The organism is uncultured Roseobacter sp. (assembly GCF_947492555.1).
GTDB lineage: Bacteria > Pseudomonadota > Alphaproteobacteria > Rhodobacterales > Rhodobacteraceae > Roseobacter.
This window is the reverse complement of the sequence record NZ_CANLNE010000001.1, coordinates 715,291-728,962: the sequence shown is the minus strand read 5'-3', so window position 1 is coordinate 728,962 and position 13,672 is coordinate 715,291. Positions and strand designations below refer to the sequence as shown.

Sequence of the window (13,672 nt, the reverse complement as noted above, 5' to 3'; positions counted from 1 at the left end):
CCGGGCGGCTAAAGGGCTGGACCCGGACAGAGACAGCGGCTAAGCCTCGCGGAACCTCTGACCGATACGAGAAATCCCATGTCCAGCCACGGCGCCCCCATCCCCATGACATCCCGCCCCTGTGGTCCGCTGAAGGGCGAAGCGCGGGTGCCGGGCGACAAGTCGATCTCGCACCGGTCGCTGATCCTTGGGGCGCTCTGCGTGGGCGAAACCGAGATCACCGGCCTGCTCGAAGGGCAGGACGTGCTGGACACGGCCAAGGCGATGCGGGCCTTTGGGGCCGAGGTCACCGATCACGGCGGCGGCAACTGGAGCGTTCATGGTGTCGGCGTGGGCGGCTTTGCCGAACCTGAGCAGGTGATTGATTGCGGCAATTCCGGCACCGGTGTGCGGCTGATCATGGGCGCCATGGCCACCTCGCCGATTGCTGCGACCTTTACCGGTGACGCGTCCCTGAACGGACGGCCGATGGCGCGGGTGACCGACCCGCTGGCGCTTTTCGGCACGCAGGCGTTCGGCCGGGCAGGGGGGCGGTTGCCGATGACCATTCTGGGGGCCGTTGATACAGTACCGGTTACCTACACGGTGCCGGTGCCCTCCGCGCAGGTGAAGTCGGCGGTGCTGCTGGCGGGGTTGAACGCGCCGGGCAAGACCGTGGTGATCGAAGCGGAAGCCACACGGGATCACACCGAACGCATGCTGGAAGGTTTCGGTGCTGAGATCACAGTGGAAGACACCGAAGAGGGCCGGGTGATCACCCTGACCGGCCAGCCGGAGCTCAAACCGCAAAAGATCGACGTGCCACGTGATCCGTCCTCTGCCGCATTCCCCGTTTGCGCCGCACTCATCGTGCCGGGGTCGGACGTGCTGGTGCCGGGGATCGGGCTCAACCCGACGCGTGCTGGGCTTTACACCACGCTGCGCGAAATGGGTGCGGATCTGACCTACGAGAACGAACGCACCGAAGGCGGTGAACCCGTCGCCGACCTGCGCGCGCGTTTCTCGCCGGATATGAAAGGCATTGAGGTGCCGCCCGAGCGTGCGGCCAGCATGATCGATGAATACCCGGTCCTCTCTGTTGTGGCGGCTTTTGCGCAAGGCGAAACGGTGATGCGTGGCGTGAAAGAGCTGCGCGTCAAGGAAAGCGACCGGATTGACGCCATGGCCGTCGGGCTGCGCGCCAATGGGATCACCGTGGATGAAGGCCCTGACTGGTGGACCGTGACCGGACTTGGGCATGGCAATGTACCGGGCGGGGCCACCTGCGCCAGCCATCTCGATCACCGGATCGCAATGTCTTTTCTGATCCTTGGCATGGCCGCGCAGAAACCGGTGGGCGTGGATGACGGCGGCCCGATTGCCACCTCCTTCCCGATTTTCGAGCCGCTGATGTTAGGCCTGGGCGCGCATCTGGTGCGCGACAATGCATGAGCGCGCCGTTCACCATCGCGATTGACGGGCCGGCAGCGGCGGGCAAGGGCACGATCTCCAAGGCCGTGGCCGCGCATTTCGGGTTTGCGCATCTGGACACCGGGCTGCTCTACCGGGCCGTCGGGGCCAAGCTGTTGCTGGGCATGGACCCGGTGGTCGCGGCGCGGACACTCGCGGCTGAAGATCTGCGGGGCGGTGATTTGCGCAGCCCGGAAGTGGCGCAGGCTGCCAGCAAGGTGGCGGTGATCGGTGACGTGCGCGCGGCCCTGCTTGATTTCCAGCGCAGCTTTGCGCGACGGGCGGGTGGGGCGGTGCTGGATGGTCGCGACATCGGCACGGTGATTTGCCCAAATGCAGAGGCCAAACTCTTTGTCACCGCGCGCGCCGAGGTGCGGGCCGACAGGCGTTTTGCCGAATTGAGCGCTGCAGGCGCTGCCGTCAGCCGGGCGCAGGTGCTCGCGGATGTGAAGGAACGTGATGCGCGGGATCGCGAACGGGCGGCAGCGCCACTGATCCCCGCGCAGGATGCCGTGGAAATCGACACCTCTGACATGAGCATCGAGGACGCAATTGCTGCGGCAATCGCTGCCATCGAGGCGCGCAGATCCTGATACTGCACGCCCTGCCGGGGTGAATATTGCAGGATGATCACCAAAGGGTGCTTGGTGTTTGACGCCATCCGGGTCTAGCCTTGAGGGTGCAGACATCGCGAAAGGGCACTTCCATGGCACGACTTCTTTTGACGCTGGCGCTGGTACTCTACGCCACCCTCGGCCTCGCACAGCAAGGCGAGACGCCTGCCCCGGAACCCCTGTCCGAACCGCCGATGACACTGGAGCGGCTGGCGAACATCATTCTGAACATCGATGAAGATGCACAGCTGCGGGGCTCTGCCATCGAGTTCACAATCCAGGATATCCCGGTGATCGTGGTGACGGATCCCCGTGCTGACCGGATGCGGGCCATGGTGCCGATCCGCTCGGCGGATGGATTGGACCCCGAAGAGTTGATGCGCTTAATGCAGGCCAATTTCGACAGCGCGCTGGACGCCCGATATGCCGTCGCGCGCGGCAGGCTCTGGGGCGTGTTCATCCACCCGCTGTCGCCGCTGGAGCAGGACCAGTTCCTCTCGGCTCTGGTGCAGACCGTGAACGTGGCACGCACCTACGGGCAAACCTATTCCGGCGGTGCCCAGGTTTTTGGCGGTGGTGACAGCAATGGCATCTACCAGGACCTGTTGGATGATCTGCGCAAAGGGCAGGCGCTCTGAGGCCGGGTCATCCGATGCGCTCCTCCTCATTAAGGTAGCTTATGCCGTATGTCCGGCCTTTTGTTGGTAAGAAATTGTTAACCAAGGCAGGGTGAATGGGCTGCGCAGGCCCATTTTCTCGCAGTCACCACATTCTAGTCCTTCTCAGGTCTGAAACCCCCTGGCGGGACCTGAAGTCGGCATACCATGACACAAGGCTGCAGTTTTTTCCTGTTTTTCTACTGCAATTTCTTGGTCGAGCACGGCAATTTTGCCTGCAGCGGATACTCTGGGTGTGGTGTCAAAGATGGGTCTGCGCCGCGCTTTTTGTCGTTGATCAGCGTGAGTTCCAAAATGCAACATATCCTTAAGTCAGCACTTTTTTCCGTAGCCATGATGGCGTTTTCCGTGCCCGTGGCCGCTAAAACGATCGATCTAACCGGCGTGCTTGAATTCTATAATGTCGGAGGGGCGGGATCGCCATTCTCCGAAACACCGGCATTGCTCCAGGTCTCCATAGAGATCGATGACGTGGCGGCGCCCGATGTGGTCAACGGTGGCGGGATTGGCCAGATTGGCTCCTACTTTACCGCGGTGACCTCCTTTTCCTATGAGGCGTTTAACGATGCGGAGGAGTCGCTCGGTCAATGGTCTGCTTTCGATGTCCAACTGGACATGATTGATTTCTTTCTTGGCGATGCGGTGCGGATGTTTTCCACCAACATCAGCGGCCCGGAACCTCTCAACCAGATGCAGTTGCTTCTGGAGGGCAGTCCCGATAGTTGGTCTGACCTCGGTCTTGATGGGCTGACACAAGGCAGCTTGCAAGCGATGACAACCACCTGGATCGACGTCAATATGATGATCGGCGAAAGCGTCATCGGCGGACGCTGGGCAATTGACCCCGCAACCATCGTGGTCGGCGACCCGAGCAAACCGCGCCCCTCACCCGTGCCGCTTCCTGCGGGCCTACCGCTCCTGTTGGCCGGGTTGGGTGCTTTCGGGTTGGTCCGTCGTGTGCGGGCAGGCAAGACAGAGGATCGCGCATGATCCGTTCTTTGAAAACTGGTGCGATGATCACTGCTCTGCTCATGGCCTTCGCAGCTCCCGTGGCTGCGAAAACCATTAGCTTCACAGGTCTGTTTGAGGCCGAAAACTACCCCGGCGGGTCGAGCCCCTTCGCAGAACAGCCGGCGACGCTGGACATGGTGATCGAGATCGACCCGGAGGTGCAGCCAGAAACCTATCAGGAAGTGCCCGGAAACGGATCGATCTCAGCTTACAGCAGCGCCGTTACGTCCTTCACCTACGAAGCGTTCGGTGCAGGCGGAGCATCGCTGGGCCTCTGGTCAGTGGCCGATCTGTCGATGGGCGTGATCGACACGCCAATTGAAAATATTGACTTGTTCACTGTGCAGTCGAACACGGTGACCGGGCCAGCGCCGCTCGAAACGCTATTGATGTTCATTGAAGGCGACACCAACATCTTCTCGGGCAGTGGGCTGGATCAGCTGACCACGCAAACCTTGCAGGCGATGCACACGGGCCGCATAGACCTCTTCACGGAGGTCGACGGCATGGGATTCGGGATCAGGTTTGCAATCGACTTTGACAGCATTGAGGTCGTCGATGACATGTCTTCCGGTGATACCCCACCCTCTGCTGTGCCACTGCCTGCGAGCTTACCGTTGGTTTTGGCGGCATTTGGTGCCCTTGGTATGGCGAAACGCCGCAAAGACCGCGCTTAATCACTTGCGATGGACGCCGTTTGCCCCTATACGCGGCCTCGTTAAAGCGGGGAAAACACCGCAGTGGCGAGCAGGGCCGGTTCTTCCGGCCCTTTCTCGTTTTTCGCTTTGACCAATTGAAACCCCAAAGACCGGCGGAGACAACCGCACGGCCAGACACAAAACCAAGTTAGGAAAACGACGCCACATGGCAAATATGATGGATGAGTTTGAAGCACTCTTAGAAGAAAGCTTCGAAATGGACACACCCGAAGAAGGGTCTGTTGTCAAAGGCAAGGTGATCGCGATCGAAGCGGGCCAGGCCATCATCGACGTCGGCTACAAGATGGAAGGCCGCGTCGAGCTCAAAGAATTCGCTGATCCCGGCGAAGCTCCCAAAATTGAAGTTGGCGACGAAGTAGAAGTCTTCCTGCGTCAGGTCGAAAGCTCCCGTGGCGAAGCCGTCATTTCCCGTGAAATGGCCCGCCGTGAAGAAGCCTGGGATCGTCTCGAAAAAGCATACGCAGACGAAGAGCGCGTCGAAGGCGCCATCTTTGGCCGTGTCAAAGGCGGCTTCACCGTTGACCTCGGCGGTGCCGTGGCCTTCCTGCCCGGCTCGCAGGTTGACGTGCGCCCCGTGCGTGACGCGGGCCCGCTGATGGGTCTGAAACAACCGTTCCAGATCCTGAAAATGGACCGTCGCCGGGGCAACATCGTTGTGTCGCGCCGTGCGATCCTCGAAGAATCCCGTGCTGAACAGCGCGCCGAAGTCATCGGCAACCTGACCGAAGGCCAGACGGTCGATGGTGTGGTCAAGAACATCACCGAATACGGGGCCTTTGTGGACCTCGGCGGTGTTGACGGCCTGCTGCACGTCACCGATATGGCATGGCGCCGGGTCAACCACCCGTCCGAAATCCTGTCGATTGGCGAGACCATCAAGGTGCAGGTCATCAAGATCAACAAGGAAACACACCGCATCAGCCTTGGTATGAAGCAGCTGCAGGAAGATCCATGGGATCTGGTGGCCGCGAAGTACCCGCTGGATTCCACGCACACTGGCCGCGTGACCAACATCACCGACTACGGTGCCTTTGTTGAGCTCGAAGCCGGTGTCGAAGGTCTGGTGCACGTCTCCGAGATGTCCTGGACCAAGAAGAACGTGCATCCGGGCAAGATCGTGTCGACCTCCCAGGAAGTCGAAGTCATGGTTCTGGAAATCGACGGGGCCAAGCGCCGTGTGTCTCTGGGCCTGAAACAGACCATGCGCAACCCGTGGGAAGTCTTTGCCGAGACACACCCCGAGGGCACGGAAGTCGAAGGCGAGGTCAAGAACATCACCGAATTCGGTCTGTTCGTGGGCCTCGACGGCGACATCGACGGCATGGTGCACCTCTCCGACCTCAGCTGGGACCAGCGTGGCGAAGAGGCGATCCAGGACTACCGCAAGGGCGACATGGTGCAGGCCGTGGTCTCCGAAGTGGACGTCGAGAAAGAGCGCATCTCGCTCTCGATCAAAGCGGTTGGTGGCGACAAGTTCGCCGAAGCCGTGGGCGGCGTGAAGCGCGGCTCCATCGTGACCGTGACCGTAACGGCCATCGAGGACGGTGGTGTCGAGGTGGAATACGAAGGCATGAAATCCTTCATCCGCCGCTCCGACCTGTCGCGTGACCGTGCAGAGCAGCGCCCCGAGCGGTTCTCCGTCGGGGACAAGGTCGACGTGCGCATCACGAATGTGGACAACAAATCCCGCCGTCTTGGTGTGTCCATCAAGGCGCGCGAGATCGCGGAAGAGAAAGAGGCCGTGGAACAGTACGGCTCCTCGGACTCCGGTGCATCGCTGGGCGATATCCTGGGTGCCGCGCTCAACAAGGGCGACGACTGACCCGCAACCGGTCCTTAAATTGCCACAAAAGCCCCGCAGAAGTCATTCTGTGGGGCTTTTCTATTCGGAGAACGACAATGCGGAAACTGGCGATGAGCCTTTGTCTCTGCCTGGTGGCAACCAGCGCTCAGGCTGGCAACAAGGACAACTTTTTCTCCTTCAAAACCAAGGTTGTGCAAGGTCAAATACAGATGCACGGCCACTACGGGAAAAACTGGACCGAAACCGAGGTTCGCAAATCCCTGGAACGTGACTGCGCAGGAGCGGGCAAAACGCTTGCGGCATTGCAACTGGGCGAGGTGCACAAACGCAAGGGGCAGTCCTTCGTCGGTGTCTGCACATAGCCTGCCAATCAGCAGGTGCGCCAACAGATGACCCCGACGATACGAAAATCAGCTGGAACGACAGGTTGACGTAATACTATTTGGTATCATATAAAGGGATACCAAAAGGTATTATGAGGTTCATCATGACAACACAGCTACCAGCACTTGCTCTCTCCCTTACTCTGGCTGCAACCGCTGCAGCCGGGGATGGGATAACACTGACCGACACCGACAGCTTCGACTGGGAAACGACGCCTGAGGGGGTCGCATTCGCGCCCCTGCAAGGCGACCGCTTTGTCGGGGCTTATCAGGCGATGGTGCGGCTTCCAGCCGGGATCACCAGTCCGCTGCATGTCAAATCCGCAAATATGTTCGGTGTCTTGCTGCAAGGCGAGATGATTCACTACGTACGGGGTACCGATCCGGCCGAGGCTCAGCCCATAGGTGCGGGCGCTTTCTATGAAATCCCGCGGGGTCTTGCACATGTGTCTGCATGTGTTTCGGCGACGCCCTGCATCGCGTATCTGTATCAGGACGGCGCTTTTGATTTCCAGCCGGTGCAGTAAACCGCTGCCGCGACACCTCAAGCAGAAAGCTGATCAGATTGAGAAAAGACCCTTGCCGCACAATGCGGCGAGGGTCGCGCTGATATGGCAGGCCCCCGAGTTTCGCCCGGGTGTGCTATTCCGCCGCCGTCCGGTTTGAACTGGTCTCGCCAATGACCTGCTGTTCCAAAAAGCTGCTGATCTGACGATGGGCGACTTCGGAGGGCGGCAGAGCGTCCCCCGCATCCTTGAAGGTCATCCGCAGCACAGTTGCGGCATTGGCGTCCCGTTCTGTCCGGGGTCGCCAATCAGCGTCCAGATGATCCGCGAGGTGAACCTCCGCTATTTTCGTGCCGTCTCTGACGTGCCGGATGACGGGATGAATGAAGGCATCGGGCGTATCGCCGAAAACATTGTGCTCGCGTTTCACATGCATCGTATCCGTGCCGAAATCGCCATACTCAAGGGTCACCATCAGATATTCCCTGCCAGAGAAATCCCCGGCCTCCTGCACCCATTCAACGGGCACATCATGATAACTGCGCCCTGCGTCCTCCTTGTCCAGCAGGATCACGTCGCATAGAAATCCTGGTTGCAGAAACACGCCGGCACAGGTGCTGATCCGGTCAATGATCGCGCGGGTCAAAGCATTGCGGGCAAGCGCGGTCTGCGTGGTCGGATAAACGGTACCCTGAACACGCCCGGCCACAAATTCAGACAAGCATTTCACGTTGTGTCGAAAGCCGTGCACAAAGCCGGACATGGTCTTGCGATAGTCGCGCGACTGCATGATCGTGCCCGCGAAAAACAACCCTTCTACATTCTCGCTTTCCCACTCCGACGTCATCGCCGGGAACTTGCCGAAGTGACGCAGCGCGGGCCGGATATCTTCGGCAAAGATATCGGCGTCAAAGCGGAACCCGGTGCAGGCAATGACCCGGTCATACGTCAGCGTAATCTCGTGACCCTCCGCCGCACGCATCTGCGCCGTGACGGTATAGAGCCCATCTTTACGTTCGATCTTCACCGCTTTGGCGTCGATCACAGCGTTTTGCGATTTCAACTGATAGGTGTCGAGGAAGTTGTTGTTTACCGCCCGCAGGTGTCCGACAAAATGCGTCTGCCAGGCAAAGCGCACCGGGTTCGGGCTCATCACGTGGATCGAGGCCGCATGCTCGACCAGCGAATCCGCGGTCTCGAAGGCGGAATTGCCCTTGCCAAGGATCAGCACGCGTTCGTTTTCAAACTGCTCGGGCGTCGGGTCGAAATCGAAATAGTTGTCGACCAGATCGAACCCCTCGATCCCCGGATCCCAGGGCTGCGACACGCCAGTGGCGACGATCACATTGCGGGCGTGATGCGTCGTGCCATCGGAACACCGCAGGGCAAAGACGTCATCGGTTTTCGAGATCTCGACCACGTTGCTGTCGCACAGGATGCGGTCCTGCATCTGGGCGGCAAAAGCCTCGGCGTAGTCCACGAAATCCTCGGCAGAGGGGAAATACTTCCGGCTCCAGTCCTTGAAGAGCGTCCCTTCATCATTCAACAGGGAATTCCAGTCGTAGCGCAGGCGTGTCTCAGCGTTCGAGAGACCGGTGTGTACCTTGTTGATCGAAATGAACTGGCGATGTCGGGGAAATGTACGAAAGAAACTGCACACCTCCGAACCGCGCTCGAGGATGACAAAATCCATCCCCTTTTTCTGGAAGTAATATCCGGCCTGAAGCCCTGCCGGACCTGATCCGATCACGCAGACATCGCGTGGTCCATCGCTTTGTGTCATTCCCGTTCTATCCCTCGCCGTGGTGCTATCGTTTCTAGGCCCATTTCTCTCGATGGAAATTTGCGGGCAACCCCGCCGCCAGCTAAGCAGAAACGGGGTTTTCGCGCAATGCGTGCGCTTGCCAAGCGTTCAATGCAGGGGCGTTCTGGAGTGATGTGCCAAACGGCTGGGCATTGGCTGCGCGCATTTGATGGTTTGCGACGCGAAAAGTCTCGTGTCCGGGTGCCGGACAAACTCTCTCTCGGCGGTTCCGAATCATATCGCGACGCTGCGCTGCGGCATTTGGCATACATCCGCCTGCAAGCGCGCACAGTCGCGCAGGGATCGGAAAAAGCGCTATAATACAGCGTGTTCGGCGTTAAAAAAGTGATAACCTGGCCACAGGCTCACTTTCCGTAAGCCCGGTTTCTTTCTATAGTTCCGGCATAGGCGCGGCAAAAGTGCCAACAACCAACAAGGGGACGCTGCCATGATCCGTTCGGAGCTGATTCAAAAGATCGCCGATGAAAATCCACATCTGTATCAGCGCGACGTGGAGCGTATCGTCAACACTATCTTCGAGGAGGTGACCGGCGCAATGGCGCGGGGAGACCGGGTTGAGCTGCGCGGCTTCGGCGCGTTCTCGGTCAAGAAGCGTGACTCCCGTGTGGGGCGCAACCCGCGCACCGGCGAAACCGTGCATGTGGAGGAAAAACACGTGCCGTTTTTCAAGACCGGAAAGCTGTTGCGTGATCGTCTGAACGGGAAATCCTGATGCGCTACATCCGCTACGCCTGCATCGCGACCTTTGGGATTGCCTTGATTGCTGTGGCCATTGCCAACCGTGGCATGGTGTCCTTGCAGTTGATCCCCTCGGAAGTGGCAGGCTGGTTCTCGGTCACGCCGCAGATCGAACTGCCGCTCTTTCTAGTCATCTTTGGCGGCATCGTTTCGGGCCTGCTGATCGGCTTTGTCTGGGAATGGATTCGCGAACACGGGCAACGGGCCGAGGCGGCGCGTCAGGCCCGCGAAATGCGCCGGCTGGAACGCGAGATCGCCAAGCTCAAAGGTGAAAAGCACGCGGGCAAAGATGAAGTTCTGGCGTTGCTGGACGAAGCCAGCTGATCCTGCACTCTTGTATCTGCGGCAGTGCCGTGTTCAAACGCGCCCATGCCTGACGATGTATCTGTAAAAATCTGCGGTCTGCGCACGCCCGAAGATGTCGCGGCGGTGGCCGGGGCAGGTGCGTCTTACTGTGGGTTTACCTTCTTCACCAGATCCCCGCGCAGCATCGGCTTTGAGGACGCGCGGGCGCTTGCCATAGCGTCACCGCCGGGCCTTGCCAAGGTCGCGCTGACGGTCGACGCAGATGATGCCTTTCTGGATGATCTCACCCGACAGGTCCCGCTCGACATGCTGCAATTGCATGGGCATGAAACGCCTGAACGGGTCGCGGCGGTCAAGGCCCGGTATGGATTGCCGGTGATGAAGGCGGTGGGGATTGCTGACGCGGACGACCTTGCAGAGCTTGACCACTATCTGAAGGTGGCGGACCAGATTCTGGTCGATGCGAAGCCGCCCAAGACATCTGAGTTGCCGGGCGGGAATGGTCTCACCTTTGACTGGCGGCTTGTCGCGGGGCGCCGGTGGCCGGTGCCGTGGATGCTGGCGGGGGGGCTAACCCCGGACAACGTGGCCGAAGCCATTGCCTTGACGGGCGCGAAACAGGTGGATGTGGCGTCCGGCGTCGAAAGCGCGCCGGGGATCAAGGATCACGATATGGTCCGCAGCTTCGTGCACGCGGTCAAGGCATGACACTCACCTTCCGCCCGGCGGAGCGTCACGAGGTCGCGGCCATTGTCGCTTTACTGCAGGACGACATGTTGGGATCCGCCCGGGAAGGCAGCGACCTTGAAACCTATCTTGCGGCCTTCGACCGGATGACGACCGAGGGCGGCAACCAGCTTATTGTGGGTATCGACGGCAATCAGGTCGTGGCCACCTATCAGCTGACCTTCATCTCGGGCCTTTCGCTGCGCGCCGCACGCCGCGCGCAGATCGAAAGCGTGCGGGTGTCCAGCGATCTGCGCGGGCAGGGGGTCGGCCACCGGATGATCGAGGATGCGGTGCAGCGCGCTAGGGACGCCGGATGCAGTCTCATCCAGCTCACCATGAATAAAAGCCGCACCGACAGCGCGCGGTTCTACGGCGACCTTGGCTTTACGCCTTCGCACATCGGGTATAAACGCAATCTGATCTGACAGGAGTGCGCGGGATGGCGAACGATCTTTTCAATTCTTTCATGACCGGCCCGGATGAAAACGGTCGGTTTGGCGATTTCGGTGGGCGGTTCGTGTCCGAGACGCTGATGCCGCTGATCCTGGAACTGGAAGAACAATACGAGAAGGCCAAGACCGACGACAGTTTCTGGGCGGAGATGAACCACCTGTGGACTCACTACGTGGGCCGCCCCAGCCCGCTTTATCTGGCGGAACGCCTGACCGCGCATCTGGGCGGTGCCAAGGTCTATATGAAACGCGACGAGCTGAACCACACCGGCGCGCATAAGATCAACAACGTGCTGGGCCAGATCATCCTCGCCCGCCGCATGGGCAAGACCCGGATCATCGCCGAAACCGGCGCGGGCCAGCACGGCGTGGCCACCGCCACCGTCTGCGCCAAGTTCGGTTTGAAATGTGTGGTCTACATGGGCGCGCATGACGTTGAACGTCAGGCACCGAACGTGTTTCGCATGCGCCTTTTGGGCGCGGAAGTGGTGCCCGTGACCTCCGGGCGTGGCACGCTGAAGGATGCGATGAACGACGCGTTGCGCGACTGGGTGACCAATGTCCGTGATACCTTCTACTGCATCGGCACGGTCGCTGGCCCGCACCCGTACCCGGCTATGGTGCGCGACTTCCAGAGCATCATCGGCAAGGAAGTCCGCGAACAGATGACCGCCGCCGAGGGTCGCTTCCCTGACACGGTAATTGCCGCCATTGGCGGGGGGTCTAATGCAATGGGCCTTTTCTACCCGTTCCTTGATGACAAGGAGGTCGGCATCATCGGTGTTGAGGCAGGTGGCAAGGGTGTGAACGCCAAGATGGAGCATTGCGCCTCGCTGACCGGTGGGCGCCCCGGCGTGCTGCACGGCAACCGCACGTATTTGCTGCAGGACGATGACGGGCAGATTCTCGAAGGATTCTCGATCTCCGCAGGGCTCGACTATCCGGGCATTGGTCCGGAACACGCCTGGCTGCACGACATCGGACGCGCGGAATACGTCGCGATCACGGATAAGGAAGCGCTGAAGGCCTTCCAGCTCTGCTGCGAACTCGAAGGCATTATTCCAGCGCTGGAACCGTCCCATGCGCTCGCCCATGTGATGAAGATCGCGCCCGAGCTGCCCAAGGATCACATCATCTGCATGAACATGTGCGGCCGTGGTGACAAGGACATCTTCACCGTTGCCAAGGCGCTGGGTTTCGAAATGGGTGAGTTCGCCTGAGGCGGTTTGATAGTCAAAAGGAACAGGGATCGTGATCCTGTCCACAATCCCGGCGCGACCCCTGTCGATCCTACCTGTACTTTTAAGGAAACGCGGCTTGGTGAAACGGCGGTCCGCGGGGTTTTCTCACGATGTGGGCTGGTCGGGATTTGCATGGCTGACGACACAACTTTCATGGAGCTCACGGTATGTCGATTTGGGTATTTGACACGCCGCCGGCAGTCTTTATCCGCATCCGGAAGACAGGTTCCACGTCGATCGTTCGGGGGATATTCAAGGGGCGCGGCGTCGCGCACACGGTCACCGGCAGTTCTTTCCCACCCGAGTGGAAGTCGCGCTTTGTCTTTGCTTTTGTGCGAAACCCCTTTGACCGACTGGTGTCGAGCTTGGAAATGTTCCAGACATATCCCGTCAAATCTGAACAGGATGCAAGCATCAGGTCAGGTCTGGGCCTTCACGACGTGATGGATGTCATCGAAGACGATACCATCCCAATCGCAGGAGAAACCTATGTCAGTAAGTTGCGACAGCACGCGATACAAATGACGCACGGTACGTATTTCCTGAATGAGGCTGACTTTATTGGCAGGTTCGAGCGTTTCGACCAGGATTGCCGACATGTGTATCGGCAACTTGGTATGGAAGAGCCGGAAATTATCCCGCACCGGCGCAACACGCCGCCGCGCGACTATCGCAGCTACTTTGACAAATCGACCCGGTCGCGTGCAGAGCAAATCTTTGCCGAGGACTTGGAGCGTTTTGGCTATAACTTCTAGTCAAACAGCATTGGACACTGATAATGCCTGATGTCGGCCACCAATACTCGGCTAATGGGTCTGTTTTAGCGCCCGAAATGTAAAATCAATTCTGCAGGGCGTGCTCTTCGAGAACCTGCAGCGGTACGATCTCCAGTGCGCGTTTGTGTGTGGCGGCCAAGTGGACCTTGGGCGCGCAACCCTCGTCGTGGGCCTGCAGAAAACGCCCCGCGCACAGGCACCAGCTGTCGCCCGCCTTCAGGCCCTGGAACCCGAACTCGGGTCGCGGGGTGCTGAGGTCGTTGCCGACGTATTTCGAGTAGGCGAGAAATTCATCGGTCATCACCGCACAGACCGTGTGGCTACCCTGATCTGCGGCACAGGTATTGCAGTGACCGTCGCGGAAGAAGCCTGTCACCGGGTCCGCCCCGCAGAGCGCCAGCGCCTCTCCCTGCACATTGAGGCTGTCGTCTTTTTCCATCCT

The 13,672-nt window shown here is 59.8% G+C and carries 16 protein-coding genes; 14 read left to right on the top strand and 2 right to left on the bottom strand.

Annotated features, from left to right (window positions below):
* The first annotated feature begins 78 nt into the window (after positions 1 to 78).
* The 8 genes from aroA to Q1A07_RS03425 all read left to right on the top strand — a co-directional run bounded on the left by aroA (position 79) and on the right by Q1A07_RS03425 (position 7,184).
* A complete protein-coding gene (gene aroA / locus Q1A07_RS03460) occupies positions 79 to 1,431 on the top strand; it encodes a 3-phosphoshikimate 1-carboxyvinyltransferase (RefSeq protein WP_299777853.1) in 1,353 nt (450 codons plus the stop codon).
* Positions 1,428 to 2,042, top strand: coding sequence for a d(CMP) kinase (locus tag Q1A07_RS03455; RefSeq protein ID WP_299777851.1), 615 nt, complete (start codon positions 1,428 to 1,430; stop codon positions 2,040 to 2,042). The genes aroA and Q1A07_RS03455 overlap by 4 nt, the downstream gene beginning before the upstream one ends.
* 113 nt (positions 2,043 to 2,155) lie before the next feature.
* Positions 2,156 to 2,701, top strand: coding sequence for a hypothetical protein (locus Q1A07_RS03450; protein ID WP_299777849.1), 546 nt, complete (start codon positions 2,156 to 2,158; stop codon positions 2,699 to 2,701).
* 333 nt (positions 2,702 to 3,034) lie between these two features.
* Positions 3,035 to 3,730 (top strand): VPLPA-CTERM sorting domain-containing protein, encoded by a 696-nt coding sequence (locus Q1A07_RS03445; protein ID WP_299777847.1) that lies wholly within the window; start codon positions 3,035 to 3,037, stop codon positions 3,728 to 3,730.
* On the top strand, positions 3,727 to 4,428 hold the full coding sequence (locus tag Q1A07_RS03440) for a VPLPA-CTERM sorting domain-containing protein (RefSeq protein WP_299777845.1): 702 nt from the start codon (positions 3,727 to 3,729) through the stop codon (positions 4,426 to 4,428). Before Q1A07_RS03445 ends, Q1A07_RS03440 begins: the two co-directional genes overlap by 4 nt.
* A gap of 187 nt (positions 4,429 to 4,615) precedes the next feature.
* Positions 4,616 to 6,292 carry a 30S ribosomal protein S1 gene (gene rpsA, locus Q1A07_RS03435; protein WP_195820200.1) on the top strand — a complete coding sequence of 559 codons (1,677 nt, stop codon included), beginning with the start codon at positions 4,616 to 4,618 and terminating at the stop codon, positions 6,290 to 6,292.
* 77 nt (positions 6,293 to 6,369) lie between these two features.
* Positions 6,370 to 6,636: a hypothetical protein gene (locus tag Q1A07_RS03430; RefSeq protein WP_299777842.1), complete on the top strand. Its 267-nt coding sequence runs from the start codon at positions 6,370 to 6,372 to the stop codon at positions 6,634 to 6,636.
* A 125-nt stretch (positions 6,637 to 6,761) separates the two neighbouring features.
* Positions 6,762 to 7,184, top strand: coding sequence for a DUF4437 domain-containing protein (locus Q1A07_RS03425; protein ID WP_299777840.1), 423 nt, complete (start codon positions 6,762 to 6,764; stop codon positions 7,182 to 7,184).
* Positions 7,185 to 7,299: 115 nt separating this feature from the next.
* Here the strand turns inward: Q1A07_RS03425 and Q1A07_RS03420 are convergent, their stop codons facing one another.
* Positions 7,300 to 8,946, bottom strand: coding sequence for an NAD(P)-binding domain-containing protein (locus Q1A07_RS03420; RefSeq protein ID WP_299777838.1), 1,647 nt, complete (start codon positions 8,944 to 8,946; stop codon positions 7,300 to 7,302).
* Between the two features lie 469 nt (positions 8,947 to 9,415).
* Between Q1A07_RS03420 and ihfB the strand changes: the two genes are divergently transcribed.
* The 6 genes from ihfB (at position 9,416) to Q1A07_RS03390 (ending at position 13,209) form a co-directional block, all read left to right on the top strand.
* On the top strand, positions 9,416 to 9,700 hold the full coding sequence (gene ihfB / locus Q1A07_RS03415; protein WP_195820204.1) for an integration host factor subunit beta: 285 nt from the start codon (positions 9,416 to 9,418) through the stop codon (positions 9,698 to 9,700).
* Positions 9,700 to 10,050, top strand: coding sequence for a LapA family protein (locus tag Q1A07_RS03410; protein ID WP_195820205.1), 351 nt, complete (start codon positions 9,700 to 9,702; stop codon positions 10,048 to 10,050). The genes ihfB and Q1A07_RS03410 overlap by 1 nt, the downstream gene beginning before the upstream one ends.
* A 45-nt stretch (positions 10,051 to 10,095) precedes the next feature.
* Positions 10,096 to 10,740 (top strand): phosphoribosylanthranilate isomerase, encoded by a 645-nt coding sequence (locus tag Q1A07_RS03405; RefSeq protein WP_299777834.1) that lies wholly within the window; start codon positions 10,096 to 10,098, stop codon positions 10,738 to 10,740.
* Positions 10,737 to 11,186, top strand: coding sequence for a GNAT family N-acetyltransferase (locus tag Q1A07_RS03400; protein ID WP_299777832.1), 450 nt, complete (start codon positions 10,737 to 10,739; stop codon positions 11,184 to 11,186). The genes Q1A07_RS03405 and Q1A07_RS03400 overlap by 4 nt, the downstream gene beginning before the upstream one ends.
* Before the next feature lie 14 nt (positions 11,187 to 11,200).
* Positions 11,201 to 12,433 carry a tryptophan synthase subunit beta gene (gene trpB, locus Q1A07_RS03395; RefSeq protein ID WP_299777830.1) on the top strand — a complete coding sequence of 411 codons (1,233 nt, stop codon included), beginning with the start codon at positions 11,201 to 11,203 and terminating at the stop codon, positions 12,431 to 12,433.
* 188 nt (positions 12,434 to 12,621) lie between these two features.
* Complete coding sequence (locus Q1A07_RS03390) at positions 12,622 to 13,209, top strand: sulfotransferase family 2 domain-containing protein (RefSeq protein ID WP_299777828.1); 588 nt, start codon at positions 12,622 to 12,624, stop codon at positions 13,207 to 13,209.
* Between the two features lie 85 nt (positions 13,210 to 13,294).
* Here Q1A07_RS03390 and Q1A07_RS03385 read toward each other — a convergent pair whose 3' ends face one another.
* The gene (locus Q1A07_RS03385; RefSeq protein ID WP_299777826.1) at positions 13,295 to 13,669 is read right to left on the bottom strand and encodes a DUF2237 domain-containing protein; all 375 of its coding nucleotides are present in this window, start codon (positions 13,667 to 13,669) and stop codon (positions 13,295 to 13,297) included.
* Positions 13,670 to 13,672 lie beyond the last annotated feature (3 nt).

What these genes read in the sequence shown, in the direction of transcription:
- Q1A07_RS03450 (WP_299777849.1), top strand. Translation starts at nt 2,156, where the DNA reads ATGGCACGACTTCTTTTGACGCTGGCGCTGGTACTCTACGCCACCCTC.
- Q1A07_RS03390 (WP_299777828.1), top strand. Translation starts at nt 12,622, where the DNA reads ATGTCGATTTGGGTATTTGACACGCCGCCGGCAGTCTTTATCCGCATC.
- aroA (WP_299777853.1), top strand. Translation starts at nt 79, where the DNA reads ATGTCCAGCCACGGCGCCCCCATCCCCATGACATCCCGCCCCTGTGGT.
- Q1A07_RS03385 (WP_299777826.1), bottom strand. Translation starts at nt 13,669, where the DNA reads ATGGAAAAAGACGACAGCCTCAATGTGCAGGGAGAGGCGCTGGCGCTC.
- Q1A07_RS03400 (WP_299777832.1), top strand. Translation starts at nt 10,737, where the DNA reads ATGACACTCACCTTCCGCCCGGCGGAGCGTCACGAGGTCGCGGCCATT.
- Q1A07_RS03405 (WP_299777834.1), top strand. Translation starts at nt 10,096, where the DNA reads ATGCCTGACGATGTATCTGTAAAAATCTGCGGTCTGCGCACGCCCGAA.
- Q1A07_RS03425 (WP_299777840.1), top strand. Translation starts at nt 6,762, where the DNA reads ATGACAACACAGCTACCAGCACTTGCTCTCTCCCTTACTCTGGCTGCA.
- Q1A07_RS03455 (WP_299777851.1), top strand. Translation starts at nt 1,428, where the DNA reads ATGAGCGCGCCGTTCACCATCGCGATTGACGGGCCGGCAGCGGCGGGC.
- Q1A07_RS03420 (WP_299777838.1), bottom strand. Translation starts at nt 8,946, where the DNA reads ATGACACAAAGCGATGGACCACGCGATGTCTGCGTGATCGGATCAGGT.
- Q1A07_RS03445 (WP_299777847.1), top strand. Translation starts at nt 3,035, where the DNA reads ATGCAACATATCCTTAAGTCAGCACTTTTTTCCGTAGCCATGATGGCG.
- Q1A07_RS03440 (WP_299777845.1), top strand. Translation starts at nt 3,727, where the DNA reads ATGATCCGTTCTTTGAAAACTGGTGCGATGATCACTGCTCTGCTCATG.
- ihfB (WP_195820204.1), top strand. Translation starts at nt 9,416, where the DNA reads ATGATCCGTTCGGAGCTGATTCAAAAGATCGCCGATGAAAATCCACAT.
- Q1A07_RS03410 (WP_195820205.1), top strand. Translation starts at nt 9,700, where the DNA reads ATGCGCTACATCCGCTACGCCTGCATCGCGACCTTTGGGATTGCCTTG.
- Q1A07_RS03430 (WP_299777842.1), top strand. Translation starts at nt 6,370, where the DNA reads ATGCGGAAACTGGCGATGAGCCTTTGTCTCTGCCTGGTGGCAACCAGC.
- trpB (WP_299777830.1), top strand. Translation starts at nt 11,201, where the DNA reads ATGGCGAACGATCTTTTCAATTCTTTCATGACCGGCCCGGATGAAAAC.
- rpsA (WP_195820200.1), top strand. Translation starts at nt 4,616, where the DNA reads ATGGCAAATATGATGGATGAGTTTGAAGCACTCTTAGAAGAAAGCTTC.